This is a genomic window from Streptomyces sp. NPDC002619 (genome assembly GCF_042889305.1).
Taxonomy (GTDB): domain Bacteria; phylum Actinomycetota; class Actinomycetes; order Streptomycetales; family Streptomycetaceae; genus Streptomyces.
In genome coordinates this window covers 22,539-39,506 of the sequence record NZ_JBIAQV010000014.1, presented here as the reverse complement: position 1 = coordinate 39,506, position 16,968 = coordinate 22,539, and the positions used below count along the sequence as shown (strand labels likewise).

At 70.4% G+C, this 16,968-nt stretch carries 13 protein-coding genes and 1 pseudogene; 11 read left to right on the top strand and 3 right to left on the bottom strand.

Annotation, left to right across the window (positions count from 1 at the left end):
* Positions 1 to 57: 57 nt before the first annotated feature.
* The gene (locus ACFYXB_RS22415) at positions 58 to 891 is read left to right on the top strand and encodes a chitosanase (RefSeq protein WP_389585056.1); all 834 of its coding nucleotides are present in this window, start codon (positions 58 to 60) and stop codon (positions 889 to 891) included.
* Positions 892 to 957: 66 nt separating this feature from the next.
* Here ACFYXB_RS22415 and ACFYXB_RS22410 read toward each other — a convergent pair.
* A pseudogene (locus tag ACFYXB_RS22410) lies at positions 958 to 1,223 on the bottom strand (sheath polysaccharide-degrading enzyme); the annotation flags it as partial.
* 367 nt (positions 1,224 to 1,590) lie between these two features.
* Here ACFYXB_RS22410 and ACFYXB_RS22405 point away from each other — a divergent pair.
* The 7 genes from ACFYXB_RS22405 (at position 1,591) to ACFYXB_RS22375 (ending at position 11,728) form a co-directional block, all read left to right on the top strand.
* A complete protein-coding gene (locus tag ACFYXB_RS22405; protein WP_389585054.1) occupies positions 1,591 to 4,164 on the top strand; it encodes a Pls/PosA family non-ribosomal peptide synthetase in 2,574 nt (857 codons plus the stop codon).
* A 13-nt stretch (positions 4,165 to 4,177) separates the two neighbouring features.
* The gene (locus ACFYXB_RS22400; RefSeq protein WP_389585051.1) at positions 4,178 to 7,429 is read left to right on the top strand and encodes an amino acid adenylation domain-containing protein; all 3,252 of its coding nucleotides are present in this window, start codon (positions 4,178 to 4,180) and stop codon (positions 7,427 to 7,429) included.
* Between the two features lie 37 nt (positions 7,430 to 7,466).
* Positions 7,467 to 8,468, top strand: a complete 1,002-nt coding sequence (locus tag ACFYXB_RS22395) for a TauD/TfdA family dioxygenase (RefSeq protein ID WP_389585048.1) — start codon at positions 7,467 to 7,469, stop codon at positions 8,466 to 8,468.
* Positions 8,465 to 9,538, top strand: coding sequence for a 2,3-diaminopropionate biosynthesis protein SbnB (gene sbnB, locus ACFYXB_RS22390; protein WP_389585046.1), 1,074 nt, complete (start codon positions 8,465 to 8,467; stop codon positions 9,536 to 9,538). Before ACFYXB_RS22395 ends, sbnB begins: the two co-directional genes overlap by 4 nt.
* 37 nt (positions 9,539 to 9,575) lie before the next feature.
* A complete protein-coding gene (sbnA, locus tag ACFYXB_RS22385; protein ID WP_389585044.1) occupies positions 9,576 to 10,610 on the top strand; it encodes a 2,3-diaminopropionate biosynthesis protein SbnA in 1,035 nt (344 codons plus the stop codon).
* Between the two features lie 111 nt (positions 10,611 to 10,721).
* The gene (locus ACFYXB_RS22380) at positions 10,722 to 11,090 is read left to right on the top strand and encodes an ArsR/SmtB family transcription factor (protein WP_389585042.1); all 369 of its coding nucleotides are present in this window, start codon (positions 10,722 to 10,724) and stop codon (positions 11,088 to 11,090) included.
* On the top strand, positions 11,087 to 11,728 hold the full coding sequence (locus tag ACFYXB_RS22375) for an SRPBCC family protein (RefSeq protein ID WP_389585039.1): 642 nt from the start codon (positions 11,087 to 11,089) through the stop codon (positions 11,726 to 11,728). Before ACFYXB_RS22380 ends, ACFYXB_RS22375 begins: the two co-directional genes overlap by 4 nt.
* Before the next feature lie 68 nt (positions 11,729 to 11,796).
* On the opposite strand, the gene ACFYXB_RS22370 is transcribed toward ACFYXB_RS22375, so the two are convergent.
* Positions 11,797 to 12,213 (bottom strand): PepSY domain-containing protein, encoded by a 417-nt coding sequence (locus ACFYXB_RS22370; RefSeq protein WP_351351661.1) that lies wholly within the window; start codon positions 12,211 to 12,213, stop codon positions 11,797 to 11,799.
* A gap of 149 nt (positions 12,214 to 12,362) precedes the next feature.
* On the opposite strand from ACFYXB_RS22370, the gene ACFYXB_RS22365 reads away from it, so the two are divergent.
* Both ACFYXB_RS22365 and ACFYXB_RS22360 read left to right on the top strand, forming a co-directional pair.
* Positions 12,363 to 13,046 (top strand): response regulator transcription factor, encoded by a 684-nt coding sequence (locus tag ACFYXB_RS22365; RefSeq protein ID WP_389585036.1) that lies wholly within the window; start codon positions 12,363 to 12,365, stop codon positions 13,044 to 13,046.
* On the top strand, positions 13,039 to 14,502 hold the full coding sequence (locus tag ACFYXB_RS22360; protein ID WP_389585033.1) for an ATP-binding protein: 1,464 nt from the start codon (positions 13,039 to 13,041) through the stop codon (positions 14,500 to 14,502). The genes ACFYXB_RS22365 and ACFYXB_RS22360 overlap by 8 nt, the downstream gene beginning before the upstream one ends.
* A gap of 11 nt (positions 14,503 to 14,513) precedes the next feature.
* Here ACFYXB_RS22360 and lpdA read toward each other — a convergent pair whose 3' ends face one another.
* Positions 14,514 to 15,926: a dihydrolipoyl dehydrogenase gene (gene lpdA / locus ACFYXB_RS22355; protein WP_351351745.1), complete on the bottom strand. Its 1,413-nt coding sequence runs from the start codon at positions 15,924 to 15,926 to the stop codon at positions 14,514 to 14,516.
* Positions 15,927 to 16,157: 231 nt separating this feature from the next.
* Here lpdA and ACFYXB_RS22350 point away from each other — a divergent pair, with 231 nt between their 5' ends.
* A complete protein-coding gene (locus tag ACFYXB_RS22350; RefSeq protein ID WP_389585030.1) occupies positions 16,158 to 16,946 on the top strand; it encodes an SAM-dependent methyltransferase in 789 nt (262 codons plus the stop codon).
* Positions 16,947 to 16,968: the final 22 nt, after the last annotated feature.

Sequence of the window (16,968 nt, the reverse complement as noted above, 5' to 3'; positions counted from 1 at the left end):
TAACAGCTCAGGTTCGGACCAACTCTCCACCCCCCACCTCTCCTTGGAGTGTCTGTCGTGCCTCACCCCGAGCAAACAGCCCCCAGCCGCACCTCCCGCCGTACCGTCCTCGCCCTGATCGGAGGGCTGACGTCCGCCACCCTGCTCGGCGCCCAGCGCGTCGCCGCGGCGCCGGCGGCCGGGCCCGGTCTGGACGACCCGGCCAAGAAGGAGATCGCCATGAAGCTCGTGTCGAGCGCGGAGAACTCCTCGCTCGACTGGAAGGCGCAGTACAAGTACATCGAGGACATCGGCGACGGCCGCGGCTACACCGCCGGCATCATCGGCTTCTGCTCCGGTACCGGCGACATGCTCGACCTCGTGCAGTTGTATGCCGACCGCAAGCCTGGCAACGTCCTCGCCAAGTACCTGCCCGCACTGCGCGACGTCAACGGCACCGACTCGCACGACGGGCTCGACCCGAACTTCCCCCGCGACTGGCGCAAGGCCGCCGAGGACACGGCGTTCCAGCAGGCCCAGAACGACGAACGCGACCGCGTCTACTTCAACCCGGCCGTCCGGCAGGGCAAGGCCGACGGGCTGCGCACGCTCGGCCAGTTCACCTACTACGACGCCATCGTCATGCACGGCGACGGCGGCGACTCCACGAGCTTCGGCAATATCCGTAAGCGCGCGCTGCGTTCGGCCAAGCCACCGGCCCAGGGCGGCGACGAGACGGCGTACCTGGGCGCCTTCCTCGACGCGCGGGTGTGGGCCATGAAGCAGGAGGAGGCGCACAGCGACACCAGCAGGGTCGACACGGAACAGCGCGTCTTCCTGCGCAACGGCAACCTCGACCTGAACCCGCCGCTGGACTGGAAGGTCTACGGGGACAGCTATCACATCGGCTGATTCCCGGGCACAGATGCGGCCCGCCCCCTGCAGGGGACGGGCCGCACGGTTGTGTGGCGAGGCTGTCTACTGCGTCACGGTTACGTTGGTCAGCCTCTTGCCGCCGGTCATCGTGTTGCTGCTGTAGACGGTGGTCGGGCAACCGGCGCTGAAATTGGTCACGTTGACGGCCAGCGGCGTCGAACCGCTCGAACCGTGAGCGTGGACCGGTTGTTCCGGAACACCGTGCCGCAGCCCCAGCCGGACTGCTGGGTGTGGGTCCGGTAGCCGTCGTTGGTGGTGTTCCGGCCGGCGTTGTCCGCCACGAGGACGTCGTTGCCCTTCACGTCGACCCGCAGGCCGGGTGACCTGAACGGCCAGGGTGTCGGCGGGAAGTGGTTCGCCGTGGGGCCCACCGGTGAGAAGGTCACGCAGTCACGCCCATGCTCATGACACCCACCACCAGGATCCCCTCCACCGGCGCACCCCGCAACGGCGGCGACCCCGGCCCTCGTGGCGCCGGGACCGGCCGGAACTGAGCGCCGAACGAGTGATCCTCTGCTCCCCTCCCGACCCCGCCGTAGCCAGGCGGAACAAGGCCGCCGGGGAATTGTGCTCCGCTCGGTGACCGGCGAGCGGTGGCAGGCCGGAGAAGGCCGACCGAAACTGGGAACCGCGGCTCATGATCCGGAATGAGCACAGCGCCCTCCAGGAGGTCGAATGGTGGAGCAGTCGGCCGAGATCCAGATAAACGGACCGGACGGAGCTGCCGCCAGGTCCGTCGGTGCCGGCCCGTCGAGCCCGGACACCGAGCGGAAACTCGCCGAAGTGCTGGCCGACGTCGCGTGTGTGGAAAGCGTTCCGGCCGACAGCCACTTCTTCGACGACCTCGGTGCCAATTCCCTGGTCATGGCGCAGTTCTGCGCTCGGGTGAGGAAGCGGCACGATCTCCCGTCCGCGTCCATGAAGGACATCTACCGGCACCCGACCATCCGCAGCCTCGCCGCGGCGCTCGCCGAGGCCGCACCGGCCGCAGCGGCGCCGCATGATCAGGACCGGACCGGTCCGGCCGCTCCCCAGGAGCCGCCGCCCACCCCGGTGAAGAGACTCGCCTATGTGCTCTGCGGCAGCTGCCAGTTGCTGATTTTCCTGGGTTACTCCTTTGTCGCGGGCCTTGTCGGTACTCGGGGCTACGAGTGGATCGCCGCCGCCACAGGTCTGGTGGACGCCTATCTTCGGTCGGTCCTTTTCGGAGGCGGCGCTTTCGTCGCCCTGTGCCTGTTCCCGGTCGCCGCCAAGTGGATTCTCGTCGGCCGCTGGAAACCCCGTGAATTCCCGTTGTGGGGCCCGGCCTATCTGCGATTCTGGCTCGTCAAGGTGCTGCTCCACGCCAACCCGATGGTCTTCTTCGCCGGCAACCCGCTCTATGTGCTGTATCTGCGGGCGCTCGGCGCGCGCGTCGGCAAGGGCGTCACGGTCTTCTCCCACTCCGTCCCCGTCTGCACCGACCTCCTCACGATCGGCGCCGGCACGGTCGTCCGCAAGGACTCCTTCCTGCTCTGCTATCGGGCGCACCAGGGACGTATCCAGACCGGCCGGATCACGCTCGGCCGTGACGTGTTCATCGGGGAGAAGACCGTCCTCGACATCGACACCTCGATGGGCGACGGCGCCCAACTGGGCCACGCCTCCGCGCTGTACCGCGGGCAGGCGGTCCCCGACGGCGAACACTGGCACGGCTGCCCGGCACAGCCAACCCAGGTCGACTACCTGAGAGTCGCCCCGGCGAAATGCGGCACGCCGCGCCGGGCCTGGTTCGGCTTCGCCACTCTGGTCCAGCTGTTCCTGCTGTATGTACCGCTGAGCGTCGGCGGTCTGTACATGTTGTTCACCCAGGTCCCGGCGATCGGCGACCGACTGGGCCCGGACACGGCCGGACTCGCGGTGTCGACCCTGATCGGCGACGGACTGGCCCTGTCCCTGGTGCTGTTCTTCGGCTTCGTGGTCTTCGGGCTCATCGCACTGTTCACCGTGCCGCGCCTGATGGACCTGGCCGTCAAACCCGATCGGGTCTATCCCCTCTACGGGTTCCAATACGCGGTGCACATGGCGACGGCCCGCATCACCAACCCGAAGTTCTTCGCCTGGCTCTTCGGCGACAGCTCCTACGTCGTGCCGTATCTCCGCGGCCTCGGATACGACCTGTCCCGGGTCGAGCAGACCGGGTCGAACTTCGGCACCGAGGTGCAGCACTCGACCCCCTATCTGGTGTCCGTCGGGAGCGGGACGATGGTGGCCGACGGGCTGTCCATCATGAACGCCGACATGTCCAGCACGTCGTTCCGGGTGTCCCGGGCGTCCATCGGCGCGCGGAACTTCCTCGGCAACAACATCGCCTATCCCTCGGGCGGCCGTACGGGAGACAACTGCCTGCTCGCGACGAAGGTGATGGTCCCCCTCGACGGCGAGGTCCGCGAAGGCGTCGGACTCCTCGGTTCGCCCTGCTTCGAGATCCCCCGGTCCGTGGAGCGCGACGCGCGCTTCGACCATCTCAGGTCGGACGACGAACTGCCCCGCAATCTCGCCGCGAAGAACCGCTACAACCTCCGCACGATGGTCGTCATGCTGCTCGTGCGCTGGGTGCACAGCTTTGTTCTCACGGCGTTCGCCCTCGCCTCCGTCGACCTCTACGGCGTGCTCGGACACGTCGTGGTCGCCGCCTATCTGGCTCTCACCCTCGCGTTCTCCACCCTCTACTACATCCTGGTGGAGCGCTGCATCACGTCGTTCCGCGCGCTGCGCCCCCAGCTGTGCTCCATCTACGACCGGCGGTTCTGGCTGCAGGAACGTCTGTGGAAGGTGCCGGATCACCACCTCAACGTCTACAACGGAACGCCGTTCAAGAGCCTGGTCTGGCGCCTGCTGGGCGCCCGGATCGGCAGGAGCGTCTTCGACGACGGCTGCTACCTGACCGATCGGACGCTCGCCACGATCGGTGACGAGTGCACCCTCAACGCCGGGAGCAAGATCCAGTGCCATTCGCAGGAGGACGGCACGTTCAAGTCCGACGGCACCACGCTCGGTGCCGGCTGCACGCTGGGCGTCGGCGCCCATGTGCACTACGGCGTGACGATCGGTGACGGCGCCGTCCTGGCGCCCGACTCCTTCCTCATGAAGGGGGAGGAGGTCCCCCCGAACGCCCGGTGGGGCGGAAACCCCGCCACGGACCTGCCCGACAGCGATGGGCCCGGCGCCCTCGGCCACACATCCGTGGCGACCGCTGCTGTGGGTTGAGGAAGGCCATTCGATGGGAGTACCTGTGGAAGCGGACCGGGAGTTCTGGGGTCGTGTGCTGACCGCCGGAGGATTCACCGCCGTACCGCGGTGGGTCCGGGAACCGGTGGCGGGCGTCGCCGAGTACGAGGCGGCCGTACCGGACGACGTGCTGCGGGCCGTACGAGAGCTGGCGCACGAGCTGAGGGTGCCCGCGAGCGCCGTCCTGCTCGCCGCGCACGCCAAGGTGCTGGCCGCGCTGTCCGGCGAGCAGGACGTGGTGACGGGGTACCACGCGGGGGAGCGGGGCGACCCGCTGCCGTGCCGGCTGACCGTCGTGCCCGGTTCGTGGCGTGCCCTCGTGTCCGCCGTGGGCGACGCCGAGGCAGAGCTGCTTGCGCACCGCGCGTTCCCGGTGGCGGAGCTGCGGCGCGAACTGACGGTCGCGGGACCGTCGTACGAGGTCGTCTTCGACCCGGCGGACACCGAGGGCGGCCTCGCCGACGACGCCGTCCTGGGCGTGGGTTGGAGCGACGAGGGCGGCCGGACCGGCCTGCGGTTGCGCTACCGCAAGCAGGCGCTGGACGCCGGGTGTGCGGCCCGCATCGGCGGCTACCACCTCGCCGCCCTGCGTCTGATGGCGGCCGACGCCGACGCCGAGCACACGACGCAGAGCCTGCTGTCGGCCGACGAGGTCGGTGAACAGCTGGAAGGACTCGCCGGGCCCCGCCGGACCCTGCCCCGGGGACGGGTGCACGAACTGTTCGAGGAGCGCGTACGGGCGCACCCCGAGGCAGTCGCGGCCGTGCACGGCGACCAGCAGTGGACGTACGGTCAACTCAACGCCCACGCCAACCAATTGGCCCGCGCGCTGCTGGACCGCGGCCTGAGCCGGGAGGACGTCGTCGCGGTCGTGACCGAACGCGACCTCGACTGGCTCGCCGCCGTGCTCGCGGTCTTCAAGGCCGGCGGCGCGTACCTCCCGATCGAACCGCACTTCCCACCCGAACGGGTGCGGACAACGTTGTCCCGTGCGGGCTGCCGCATCGTGCTGACCGAGCCCGGCAGCACCGGCTCCCTGGACCAGGCCCTGACCGACCTGCCCGGCGTGGAGAAGCTTCTGATCAAGACGGCGTACGCGGAAGGGCACGCCGACACCGACGTCGGCGTCGAGGTCGCGTCCGCCCAACTGGCGTACATCTACTTCACGTCGGGCTCCACCGGAGAGCCGAAGGGCGCCATGTGCGAGCACGTGGGCATGCTCAACCACCTCTTCGCCAAGATCGACGACCTTGGCATCACCGAAGGTGCGGTGGTGGCACAGACCGCCCCGCAATGCTTCGACATCTCGCTGTGGCAACTGGTGTCCGCGCTCCTGGTCGGGGGGCGGACCCTGCTGGTGGAGCAGGACGCGATCGTGGACGTGGAGCGCTTCGTCGACACGCTCCGGCGCGGCCGGGCCGCCGTCGTGCAGGTCGTGCCCTCCTATCTGGACGTGGTGGTCTCGTACTTGGAGCGGCACCCGCGCGAACTGCCGGACCTGCGCTGTGTGTCGGTGACCGGCGAGGCGCTGAAACGGGAGCTGGTCCAGCGCTGGTTCGCGGTCCGGCCGGGCACCAGGCTCGTCAACGCCTACGGACTGACCGAGACGTCGGACGACACCAACCACGAGGTCATGGACACGGTGCCCGAACGCGTACTGCTGGGGCGGGCGGTCAACAACGTGCACGTGTACGTCGTCGACGAGCAGCTGTCGCTGGTGCCGCTCGGGGCACCGGGGCTGATCGCCTTCTCCGGCGTCTGCGTGGGACGCGGCTACGTCAACGATCCCGAGCGCACCCGGGAGGCGTACCGGGAGGATCCGTACCGGCCCGGTGAGCGGCTCTACCTCGGCGGCGACTGGGGGCGTTGGCACCCCGACGGGAAGCTGGAGTTCCTCGGCCGCCGCGACAACCAGGTGAAGATCCGCGGCTTCCGCATCGAGATCGGCGAGATCGAGAACACCCTGCTGAGGGTGCCCGGCGTCCGGGACGGCGCCGTGGTCGTCGCCGAGGGCCCGGACCACAGCCCCCACCTGATCGCCTACTACACCGGCGAACGCCACCCGGTGGACGTCCTGCGCGGCGAACTGGGCGCGGCCCTGCCCGTCTACATGGTCCCCTCGGCCTTCCACTGGCGGCACAGCCTGCCGCTGACCGCCAACGGCAAGACCGACCGCAAGGCCCTCACCGCCCTGGCCGAACAGACGGCAACGGCCGACACCACCCCCGAGCACGACCGCGCGCTCAGCCCGACCGAACGGAAACTGGCCGCCGCCTGGGCCGAGTTGCTCGGTGTCCCCGAACACCGGATCGGCCGCGCGGACCATTTCTTTGATTCGGGCGGCACCTCCCTGTCGGCGGTGAAACTCACCATCGCGCTGGACCGGGCCGTCTCCCTGAAGGACATCACCCGGCACCCGGTGCTCGCCGACCTCGCGGCCCTCCTCGACGGCGCCACCACGCCGCGCACCGAACTGCTGCAACCCCTCGCGGAAGCGGACGGCACGCTGGACCGGGCCCTGGTCTGCTTCCCCTACGCGGGCGGCAACGCGGTCAACTACCAGCCGATGGCCGGCGCCCTGGCGCGCCGCGGCACCGCCGTCTACGCGGTGGACCTGCCCGGTCACGACCTGGCCGCCCACAACGAGCCGTTCGCGCCGCTGGCACAGGTCGTGGAGCAGGTCGTCGCCGAGATCACCGCGCGCGGCCTGACCCGGGTCATGCTGTGGGGCCACTCCTCGGGAGCCGCCCCCGCCCTCGCGACGGCGCGGGCGCTTCAGGAGCGCGGAGTGGACGTCCCCCGCGTCTACGTCGCCGCGCAGCTGCCCGGCACCGCCGCCGGCCGCCGCGCCGCCCTCGCCGACCTGACGGCCCGCGGCAACGCCGAGATCGCCGCGCGGCTGACCGAGGACAGCGGCTACACCGAGCTGGGGGAACTCGACGCCCAGCACGCGGAACACATCGGCGCCGCCTACCGGCACGACTGCGTCTGCGCGCACCGCTACTTCGCCGAGGCACTGGAAGCTCCACCGGAATTGAAGCTGGCCGCGCCGCTCACGGTGGTCGTCGCCGCCGACGACCCCAGCACGGCCGGATACGCCGACCAGCACCGGGACTGGCAGCTGTTCGCCGAGCACGTGGACCTGCACGAACTCGCCGACGGCGGCCACTACTTCCTGCGCACCCGCCCCGCCGACGCGGCCCGCGTCGTCCTGACCACGGCCGCACCCCTGGCCTCCTCCTGAGCCGCGCCCGAACCGAGGGAACCGAAAGGACACCGAGATGTCGTCACCGCTGGCATCAACGCTCGACGTCGAACTGCCGCCGGACCGGCCGCCGATCCTGCACGTCGAGAACCCCGCGGACGTGCCGGGCTGGGCGGCCGCCCACCGCGAGGCACTGCGCGCGCAGGTCGGCGAGCACGGCGCGCTGCTCGTCCGCGGCCTGGACCTGCGTGACGCCCGACAGACCGGCGCAGTCTTCGCGGCGCTGGCCGGCGAACTGATGACGGAGCGCGAGGCCTTCGCCCCCCGGCAGCCGTACGGCCCCGGGCTGTACTCCTCCTCGACCTGGCCGGCCAACCAGCCGATGTGCATGCACCACGAGCTGAGCTACACGCTGGAGGTGCCCGGCCTGATGCTGTTCGCGTGCCTGACCGCACCCGGCCAGGGCGGAGCGACGGCGGTGGCCGACGCGGAACAGGTGCTCCAGGCCCTGCCCGCCGCACTGACCGAGCGGTTCGAGCACGACGGGTGGTTGCTGACCCGCTCGTACAACGACGAGATCGGCGCGTCGCTGGCCGAGTCCTTCGGCACGGACGACCGGGCCGCCGTCGAGTCGTACTGCCGTGCCCATGCCATCGACTTCGAGTGGCAGCCCGACGGCGCCCTGCGCACGCGTCAGCGTCGCAGCGCCGTGGTGCGGCACCCGCTCACCGGCAGGCGCTGCTGGTTCAACCAGATCGCCTTCCTCAACGAGTGGACGCTGGCCCCGGAGGTGCGCGAGTACCTCGTCGACGAATACGGCGCGGACGGCCTGCCGTTCAACACCCGCTTCGGCGACGGCACTCCGATCGGCGAGGATGTCGTCGAGCTCCTCAACACCACCTACGAGCAGCACACGCGACGCGAACCCTGGCAGTCCGGCGACCTGATGCTCGTCGACAACATCCGCACGGCGCACAGCCGAGAACCCTTCACCGGAGAACGCGAGGTGCTGGTCGGCATGGCCGAACCCCGGCGCCTGGCCGACTCCAGCCCGACCCCGGAGGCGAGCCGACGATGACCAACCTGCTGTCTCCCGCCGGCCGGCGGGACCCGTCCCACCCGGCAGCCCAGGCACCGACCTTCGCGGTGATCTCCGGCGCCGAGGTGCAGAAAGCACTCCAAGGGCAAGAGAAACACCTCGTCGAGCTGGTCGAGGCCGCCTACCGGCTGCACGGTGCGGGGGACTCGGTCAACCCGCCGTCGTACTTCCTGCGCTTCCCCGACCGTCCGACGGCGCGGATCATCGCCCTGCCGGCCTCCCTCGGCGGACAGACCCGGGTGGACGGCCTGAAGTGGATCTCCAGCTTCCCGGCCAACGTGACCGTAGGTCTGCCCCGGGCCTCCGCGGTCCTCATCCTCAACGACCACGACACCGGCTACCCGTTCGCCTGCCTGGAGAGCTCGATCATCAGCGCCACCAGGACCGCCGCGTCCGCCGCGCTGGCCGCCGACCGGCTCAGCCGCACCCGGACCCGACCCACGCGCGTCGGCTTCTTCGGCACGGGGCTGATCGCCCGCTACATCCACACCTTCCTGGCCCGCACCGGCTGGACGTTCGAAGAGATCGGCGTGTACGACGTGTCCGCCGACAGCACCGAGGGCTTCCGCGGCTATCTGCGACAGGCGGACACCGGCGGCCGGGTGAGCGTCCACAACAGCCCCGAGGCGCTGATCCGCTCGAGCGACCTGGTGGTCTTCGCGACCGTCGCCGGCGAACCCCACGTCACCGACCCGGCCTGGTTCGACCACAACCCGCTGGTCCTGCATGTGTCGCTGCGCGACCTCGCACCCGAGATCCTGCTCGACTCGGCCAACTATGTCGACGACGTCGAGCACTGCCTGAAGGCCGACACGTCCCCCCACCTGGCCGAACAGCTCACCGGGGGACGCGGCTTCCTGGACGGCACCCTCGACGACGTCATGGCGGGACGGGTGACCCCACCGGCCGACCGGCCCGTGATCTTCTCGCCCTTCGGACTCGGCGTGCTCGACCTCGCCGTCGCCAAGTACGTCTACGACGAAGTGGCCCGGGCGGGACAGCTCCGCCTCATCGACGACTTCTTCCACGATCTGCGCCGGTACGGCTGACGTCCGTGCCCCCAGTCATGGCACCAGGAGGCCCACCGTGCCCGTGATATCCGCTCCGCACGCCTTCAACGAGAGCCAGCTCTACGTCGATCTCGAACCGATCTTCGGGCACTCGCTCTATCTGAAGTGCGAGGGTTTCAACTTCGCCGGCTCGATCAAGCTGAAGGCGGCGGTGGAGATGGTGGAGACCGCCGAACGCGAGGGGGTCCTGCTGCCCAGTTCGATCCTGGTCGAGTCCTCGTCCGGGAACCTGGGCGTGGCGCTCAGCATCATCGCGGCTAGCAAGGGATACCGGTTCCTGTGCGTGACGGACTCCCGCTGCAACCTGTCGACCCGGCTGCTGATGGAGGCGCTGGGCAGCGACGTGCACATCATCGCCGACCTGGACGCCAACGGCGGCTTCCTCGGCGCACGCATCGACTACGTCCGCGACCTGTGCGCCTCCGACGACCGGTACGTGTGGCTCGGCCAGTACACCAACCCGGGCAACTGGCGGGCGCACTACTACCGTACGGCGCCCGAGATCGCCCGCCAGTTCCCGCGCCTCGACGTCCTGTTCGTCGGGGCGGGCACCACCGGAACCCTGATGGGCTGCGCACGCTACTTTCGGCGGTGGCACCGACCGGTGCGGATCGTCGCCGTGGACAGCGTGGGCTCGGTGGCCTTCGGCGGCGAGCCGGGCCGCCGGATGATCCCCGGCCTGGGCATGAGCATGCGCCCGCCCCTGCTCGACGAGTCCTACGTCGACGAGGTGATCCGCGTCGAGGAGGCGGACACCATCCGCACCTGCCACCGCCTGGCCCGGCGCGGCTTCCTGTTCGGCGGCTCCACCGGCACGGTGGTCAGCGGCGCGATGAGCTGGCTGACCGAGCACGACGACGAGGAGATCACGGCCGTGGCCATCGCTCCCGACCTCGGCGAGCGCTACCTCGACACCATCTACCAGACCAACTGGCTCCAGGACCTGTACGGCGATCTCTTCCTCGGCGAGCAGGACCCCGCGCAGGTGCCCGCCGGCACCCGCACGAACAAGCCGATGCCGCGCACGCCGGGCCACCGGCGCAGAGCGTAGTAGTCCCCGAAGGTGGCGTTTGCGATGCGGCCGGTCAGTGGGTCGGCGGTCGTCGATCTCGCGACTCATTAAGTGTTGACTTATATAAGTCGTGGGTGGCATTCTCGCCGCGTGCACGCATTCGATGTGCTGGGCGATCCCGTACGGCGCCGGATACTGGAGCTGCTGGCCGAGGGCGAGCAGGCCGCCGGCGAGATCAGCTCGGTGATCAGGGCCGAGTTCGGGATCTCCCAGCCCGCCGTGTCGCAGCACCTCAGGGTGCTGCGCGAAACGGGCTTCGCGTCCGTACGGGCCGAGGGCACACGGCGGCTGTACGCCGTCGGCTCGGAGCCCCTGCGCGAGGTCGACGCCTGGCTCGACCGGTTCCGGGGCTTCTGGGAACAACGGCTGGACGCGCTGGGCACCGAGCTGGCGCGCGGCAGACGCGAGCGCCGCAAACGAGAGAGCCACCGAGAGAGCGACAAGGAAGATCACTCATGAGCGACATCGTCGACCGGATCAATGAGATCCACCGCCGGGTGGGCCGGCGGACCGTGGCCGACGGCGAGGCCCACACCGTCCTGCTGCGGCGCACCTACGACGCCCCGGCCGAGGACGTCTGGGACGCGTGCACGGACCCCGAGCGGATCAACCGCTGGTTCCTGCCCGTGAGCGGCGATCTGAAGCTGGGCGGCCACTACCAGCTGCAGGGCAACGCCGGGGGCGAGATCCTGGAGTGCGAGCCGCCGAAGCGGCTCAAGGTCAGCTGGGTGATGGGGGACAGCCCCGGCTTCAGCGAGGTCGAGGTGCGGCTCACCCCGGAGGGCGCCGAGCGGACCGTGTTCGAGCTGGAACACGTCGCGGTCGTACCGCCGGAGTTCTGGGACCAGTTCGGCCCCGGCGCCGTCGGCGTCGGCTGGGACCTGACGGCCCTCGGCCTCGGCCTGTACCTCGCGGGCAACGCGATCAGCCCGGCCGAGGCGGAGGCATGGCAGTCGACCGACGAGGCCCGCACGGCCATGACCCGCAGCAGCGAGGCGTGGGGCGAGGCGTACGCGGCCTCGGGCGCGACCGGAGACGTGGTCGCGGCCGCGGTCACCGCCACGACGGGGTTCTACGTACCGCCGAAGGAGCAGTAGCGACGACGGACCGACCGTGCCCGGGCGGTACCCGAACGGGCCCAGCCCCGGGCATGGTTGACGCAGCGTCAGTCGTCCTCGTGGTGACGGTCGTCCGCGCCGCCTCGACCCGAGTGGCGCCCGCCCTGGTGGTGGGGCTGGGCGGCGGTGACCGCGCCCGTCCTCGCGTCGACCCTGACCTCGTGCTCCGTACCCTTGGCGTCCACGACGTCCGCCTCCCAGACCGGGTTGCCTCGCCGGCCCTCGAGTTCGACGGACGTGACCGTGCCGGTGACCGCCCTGGCGGCCGTGTCGGCGGCCTGCTTCAGGTCGACCTTGGTGCTCCTGACGAGGACGCTGTCCTGGACGCGGTCGCGGTCACGGCCATTGTCGTCGGCGACCGCCGCGGTGGTGGCGGCACCGGCGCCGGCGAGCACGACGACGGCCGCGAGCAGGACGGCCACTGTGCGGTGACGACCGGTCAGGGGACGATTGAGGGACTTCATGATGGGCTGGTCCTTTCCCGCGTTCCGCGGCCGGGCCGCGGACGGTGCCGAAGAGTCGGCCTGACGCGACCCACCATGCGAGAGCGATCCTGAAGCCACGCTGAAACTTCCTGAAGATCGCTTCAGGAGCGGTCTGAGACGCTGTCACCATGCGTCTGCTGATCGTGGAGGACGAGAAGCGCCTCGCCACCTCTCTCGCCCGCGGCCTGGCCGCCGAGGGCTTCGCCGTCGACGTCGCCCACGACGGCGTGGACGGCCTCCACCTGGCGCGGGAGCGGGACTACGACCTGATCGTCCTGGACATCATGCTGCCCGGCCTGAACGGCTACCGGATCTGCGCCCGCCTGCGCGCCGCCGGCGACGACACGCCGATCCTGATGCTGACCGCGAAGGACGGCGAGTACGACGAGGCCGAGGGCCTCGACACCGGCGCCGACGACTACCTCACCAAGCCGTTCTCCTACGTCGTGCTGCAGGCCCGCATCCGCGCCCTGCTGCGCCGCCGCACGCGGGCCGGCGCCCCGGTGCTGCGGATCGGGGACCTGACCGTCGATCCCGACGCCCGGCGCGTCGACCGGGCCGGGACCGAAGTGGTACTGACAGCAAGGGAGTTCGCGGTACTGGAGCACCTCGCCCGGCACGCCGGCCAGGTGGTCTCCAAGGCCGAGATCCTCGCCGGGGTGTGGGACTTCGCCTACGAGGGCGACCCCAACATCGTCGAGGTCTACGTCAGCGCCCTGCGCCGGAAGATAGACGTGCCCTTCGGGCGGCGGTCGATCACGACCGTACGCGGGGCGGGATACCGCCTCGAACGGGGCGGCCGGGATGCCTAGGCCCTTCACCTCGGTACGGGCCCGTGCGGCACTGGCCGCCACCCTGGTCGTGTGCGTCGCCCTGGTCGCAGCGGGCATCGCCGTCGTCACCGTCCTGCGGCACAACCTCACGGACCGGGCGGGCCTGGAGTCGGAGATCACCGCCCGCACCGTGGCGGGCGCCCAGTCCGCGCTGAACGGGAACTTCGACCGCCTCGACCTGCCGGACGACGACGGGACCCTTGTCCAGGTCGTCGACTCCTCGCGCAAGGTCCTCGCCGCCGGCGACGACCTGCGCGGCCGCGCCGCCCTCACGAACTACGCCCCCGCGGCCAAGAGCACCACCCCCACCGTCACCGCGTCCGACGACCACGGCGGCCACGGCGGACGCGGCGGCGACGATGACGACGACTACAGCACCCCGCCGCGCGGCAAGGTCGGCACCGAGGTCGAGCGCAGGACCCTCACCGTCACGTTCCACGGCCGGACGCACGACTACGGCTTCGCCGCCGTCCAGGGCACCACCTACGACGGCCGCACCTACACCGTCTACGCCGGCATCTCGCTGGCGGACGAACAGGCCACGCTCGACCAGGTCACCCGGGCGATGCTGACCGGCCTGCCGTTCCTGCTCGTCGTGGTCGCCGGCGTGACCTGGGCGGTCACCCGGCGGGCGCTGCGGCCGGTGGAGGGGATCCGCGCGGAGATGGCCGAGATCACCGGCAGTGGCGACCTCGCCCGCCGAGTGCCCGAGCCCCGTTCCCGCGACGAGATAGCGCGCCTCGCCCGCACGACCAACGAGACCCTCGCGGCCCTCCAGCAGTCCGTGGAACGCCGGCACCGCTTCGTCGCCGACGCCTCGCACGAACTGCGCAGCCCCATCGCCGCCCTGCGCACCCACCTCGAAGTCGCCGATCAGCACCCGGAGTTGCTCGACACGACCGACCTGCTCCACGACGTCGTACGCCTCCAGCACCTGGCCACCGACCTGCTGCTGCTCGCCCGCCTGGACGCCGGGGAACACCCCGCAGACAACCGCGTCGACCTCGCCGCGCTGGTACGGGAGGAGGTGGCGGAGCGCGCCCCGGGCGAGCGCATCACCCCCCACGTCACGACCGACGAGGCGGCGTCGGAGGTCCGCGGAAGCAGACACCAACTCTCGCGCGTCCTCGGCAACCTCCTCGACAACGCCCAGCGGCACGCCGCCACGACCGTCACCGTCACGCTCACCGGCGACGGCGACGACGTCGTCCTCACCGTCGCCGACGACGGCCGCGGAGTCGAACCGGCCGACCGGGAGCGGATCTTCGAGCGCTTCGTCCGCCTCGACGAGGCCCGCAGCCGCGACGACGGCGGCGCGGGCCTGGGCCTCGCCATCGCCCGCGACGTCGTACGCCACCACGGCGGGACCCTCACGGCCGGCGAGTCCCCCGGCGGCGGAGCGAGCTTCGAGGTACTCCTGCCCCGGGCCGGGTGACATCCGCGCCGTCAGAAGTTGATCATGTGGTCGGCGAGTCCGTGGATCGCCTCCTTGACCGCCTCACCGAGCGTCGGATGGGCGTGGACGTTACGGGCGACCTCGTGGACGGTCAGGTCCCAGCGCTGGGCCAGGGTCAGTTCGGGCAGCAGCTCGGTGACGTCGGGGCCGATGAGATGACCGCCGATGAGCTCGCCGTACCTGTTGTCGCTGATCAGCTTCACGAAGCCGACGGTGTCGCCCAGGCCGTGCGACTTGCCGTTCGCGGTGAAGGGGAACTTCGCCACCTTGACGTCGTAGCCGAGTTCACGGGCCTGCGCCTCCGTGTAGCCGAAGCTGGCGATCTGCGGCTGGCAGTACGTGGCGCGCGGGATCATCACGTACTCCAGCTCCATCGTCTCCGCGCCCGCGATGGTCTCCGCGGCGACGACACCCATCGCCTCCGCGGCGTGCGCGAGCATCAGCTTCGAGGTGACGTCCCCGATGGCGTACAGATGCGGAACGGAGGTACGGCAGCGGCCGTCGACGTCGATCGCGCCGCGCTCGGTGAGCGCCACGCCGGTGTTGTCCAGCCCGAAGCCGGTGACGTTCGGGGCGAAGCCGAGCGCCTGGAGCACCTTGTCCGCCTCCAGGATCCGCTGGGTGCCGTCGGGCCCGGCGACCGTCACGCGGACCTGCGCCCCGGACTCGTCGATCCCGTCGACCCGGGTGGAGGTGAGCACCTCGATGCCCAGCCTGCGGTACTGCTTGGCGAGCTCGGCGGAGACCTCGGCGTCCTCCAGCGGGGCGATACGGTCCAGGAACTCGACGAGGGTCACCTTCACGCCGTAGTTGTGCAGCACGTAGGCGAACTCGATGCCGATGGCGCCGGCGCCCGCGATCACGATCGACTCCGGCAGGTCCTCGGCGAGGATCTGCTCCTCGTACGTCACGACGCGCGAGGTGCGCTTGGTGCCGGGCAGTAGCTTGGGCGTGGCGCCGGTGGCGATGATGCAGTCGGTGAAGCCGATGGTCCGGGTGGAACCGTCGTAACCCGCGACCTGCAGGGTGTGCGGATCGAGGAACGTGCCGTGGCCGTCGATCTCGGTGATCTTGTTCTTCTTCATCAGGAAGTGGACGCCCTTGACCCGCCCGTCGGCGACCTGGCGGCTGCGCCGGAACGCCTCGCCGTAGTCGAAGGACACCTGCCCGTCGACCCGGATGCCGAAGGTCTTCGCCTCGCGCGTGAAGATGTGCGCCAACTCGGCGTTGCGCAACAGGGCCTTGGTCGGGATGCAGCCCACGTTGAGACAGACGCCGCCCCAGTACTTCTCCTCGACGACCGCCACCCGCCTGCCCAACTGGGCGGCGCGGATCGCGGCGACGTAGCCCCCGGGGCCGGCTCCGAGGACCACGACGTCGAAGTGCTCGTCCTGCTCGATCACCATGCCTGGCGTTCCCTCCACAGACCGGTGCCGCCCACGACACTCGCGGGCGGCGCTTGCCCCCAGTCTGGTCCCAGGATCACCTGGCCGCGAGGGCGGCACGCACGACGGGGGTTACCTTCCCGCCCCGGCCGTCGCACGAACGGTGATCAACTACCCGTCCCCGTAGTCGACATGGTGTGCGAGACTTCATTGATCACTGGTCGGTCAACTCGTATGACGGAGCCCGCTATGACGTCCGGTACCCACGGTCCCCGGAAGATCGACACGAGCAAGGCGCATCCCGCGAGGGTCTACGACTGGCTGCTTGGCGGCAAGGACAACTACCCCGTCGACGAGGCGGTGGGCGAGAAGCTGCCGGACGAGGCCCGTGACGCGGCCCGGCAGAACCGTGAGTTCATGCACCGTGCGGCCGCCTGGCTCGCGACGCAGGGGATCGACCAGTTCCTCGACATCGGCACCGGAATCCCCACCGAACCCAACCTGCACCAGATCGTCCAGCGCGTCGTGCCGACCGCGCGGGTCGTCTACACGGACAACGACCCGATCGTGCTGGCCCACGCGGCGGCGCTGCTGTTCAGCCGTCCCGAGGGGGCCACCGACTACATCGAGGCCGATGTGCGCAGCCCCGAGCAGATACTCGAACACGCCCAGGGCGTCCTCGACTTCGAGCGACCCATCGCGATGTCCCTGATCGCGCTGATGCACTTCATCCCCGAGGACCAGAACCCGTACGGCATCGTGCGCAACCTGCTCGGCGCCCTCCCCTCGGGCAGCTTCCTCGTCCTCTCGCACGCCGCCTCCGACCTCTACCCGGAGCTGGCGCAGCAGGTGACGGACGAGTACGCCAGGGGTGGCATCCGCCTCGGTTTCCGCACCCGCCCGGAGGTCGTCCGCTTCTTCGACGGCCTCGACCTCGTGGATCCGGGTGTCGTGACCGCGCCGGAGTGGTTCAGGACCACGCCGCCGCCCGCGCCCGAGGGCAGCGGTATCTACGCCGGCGTGGCCCGCATTCCCTGACGGGCGGCGGGCCGCACCACCC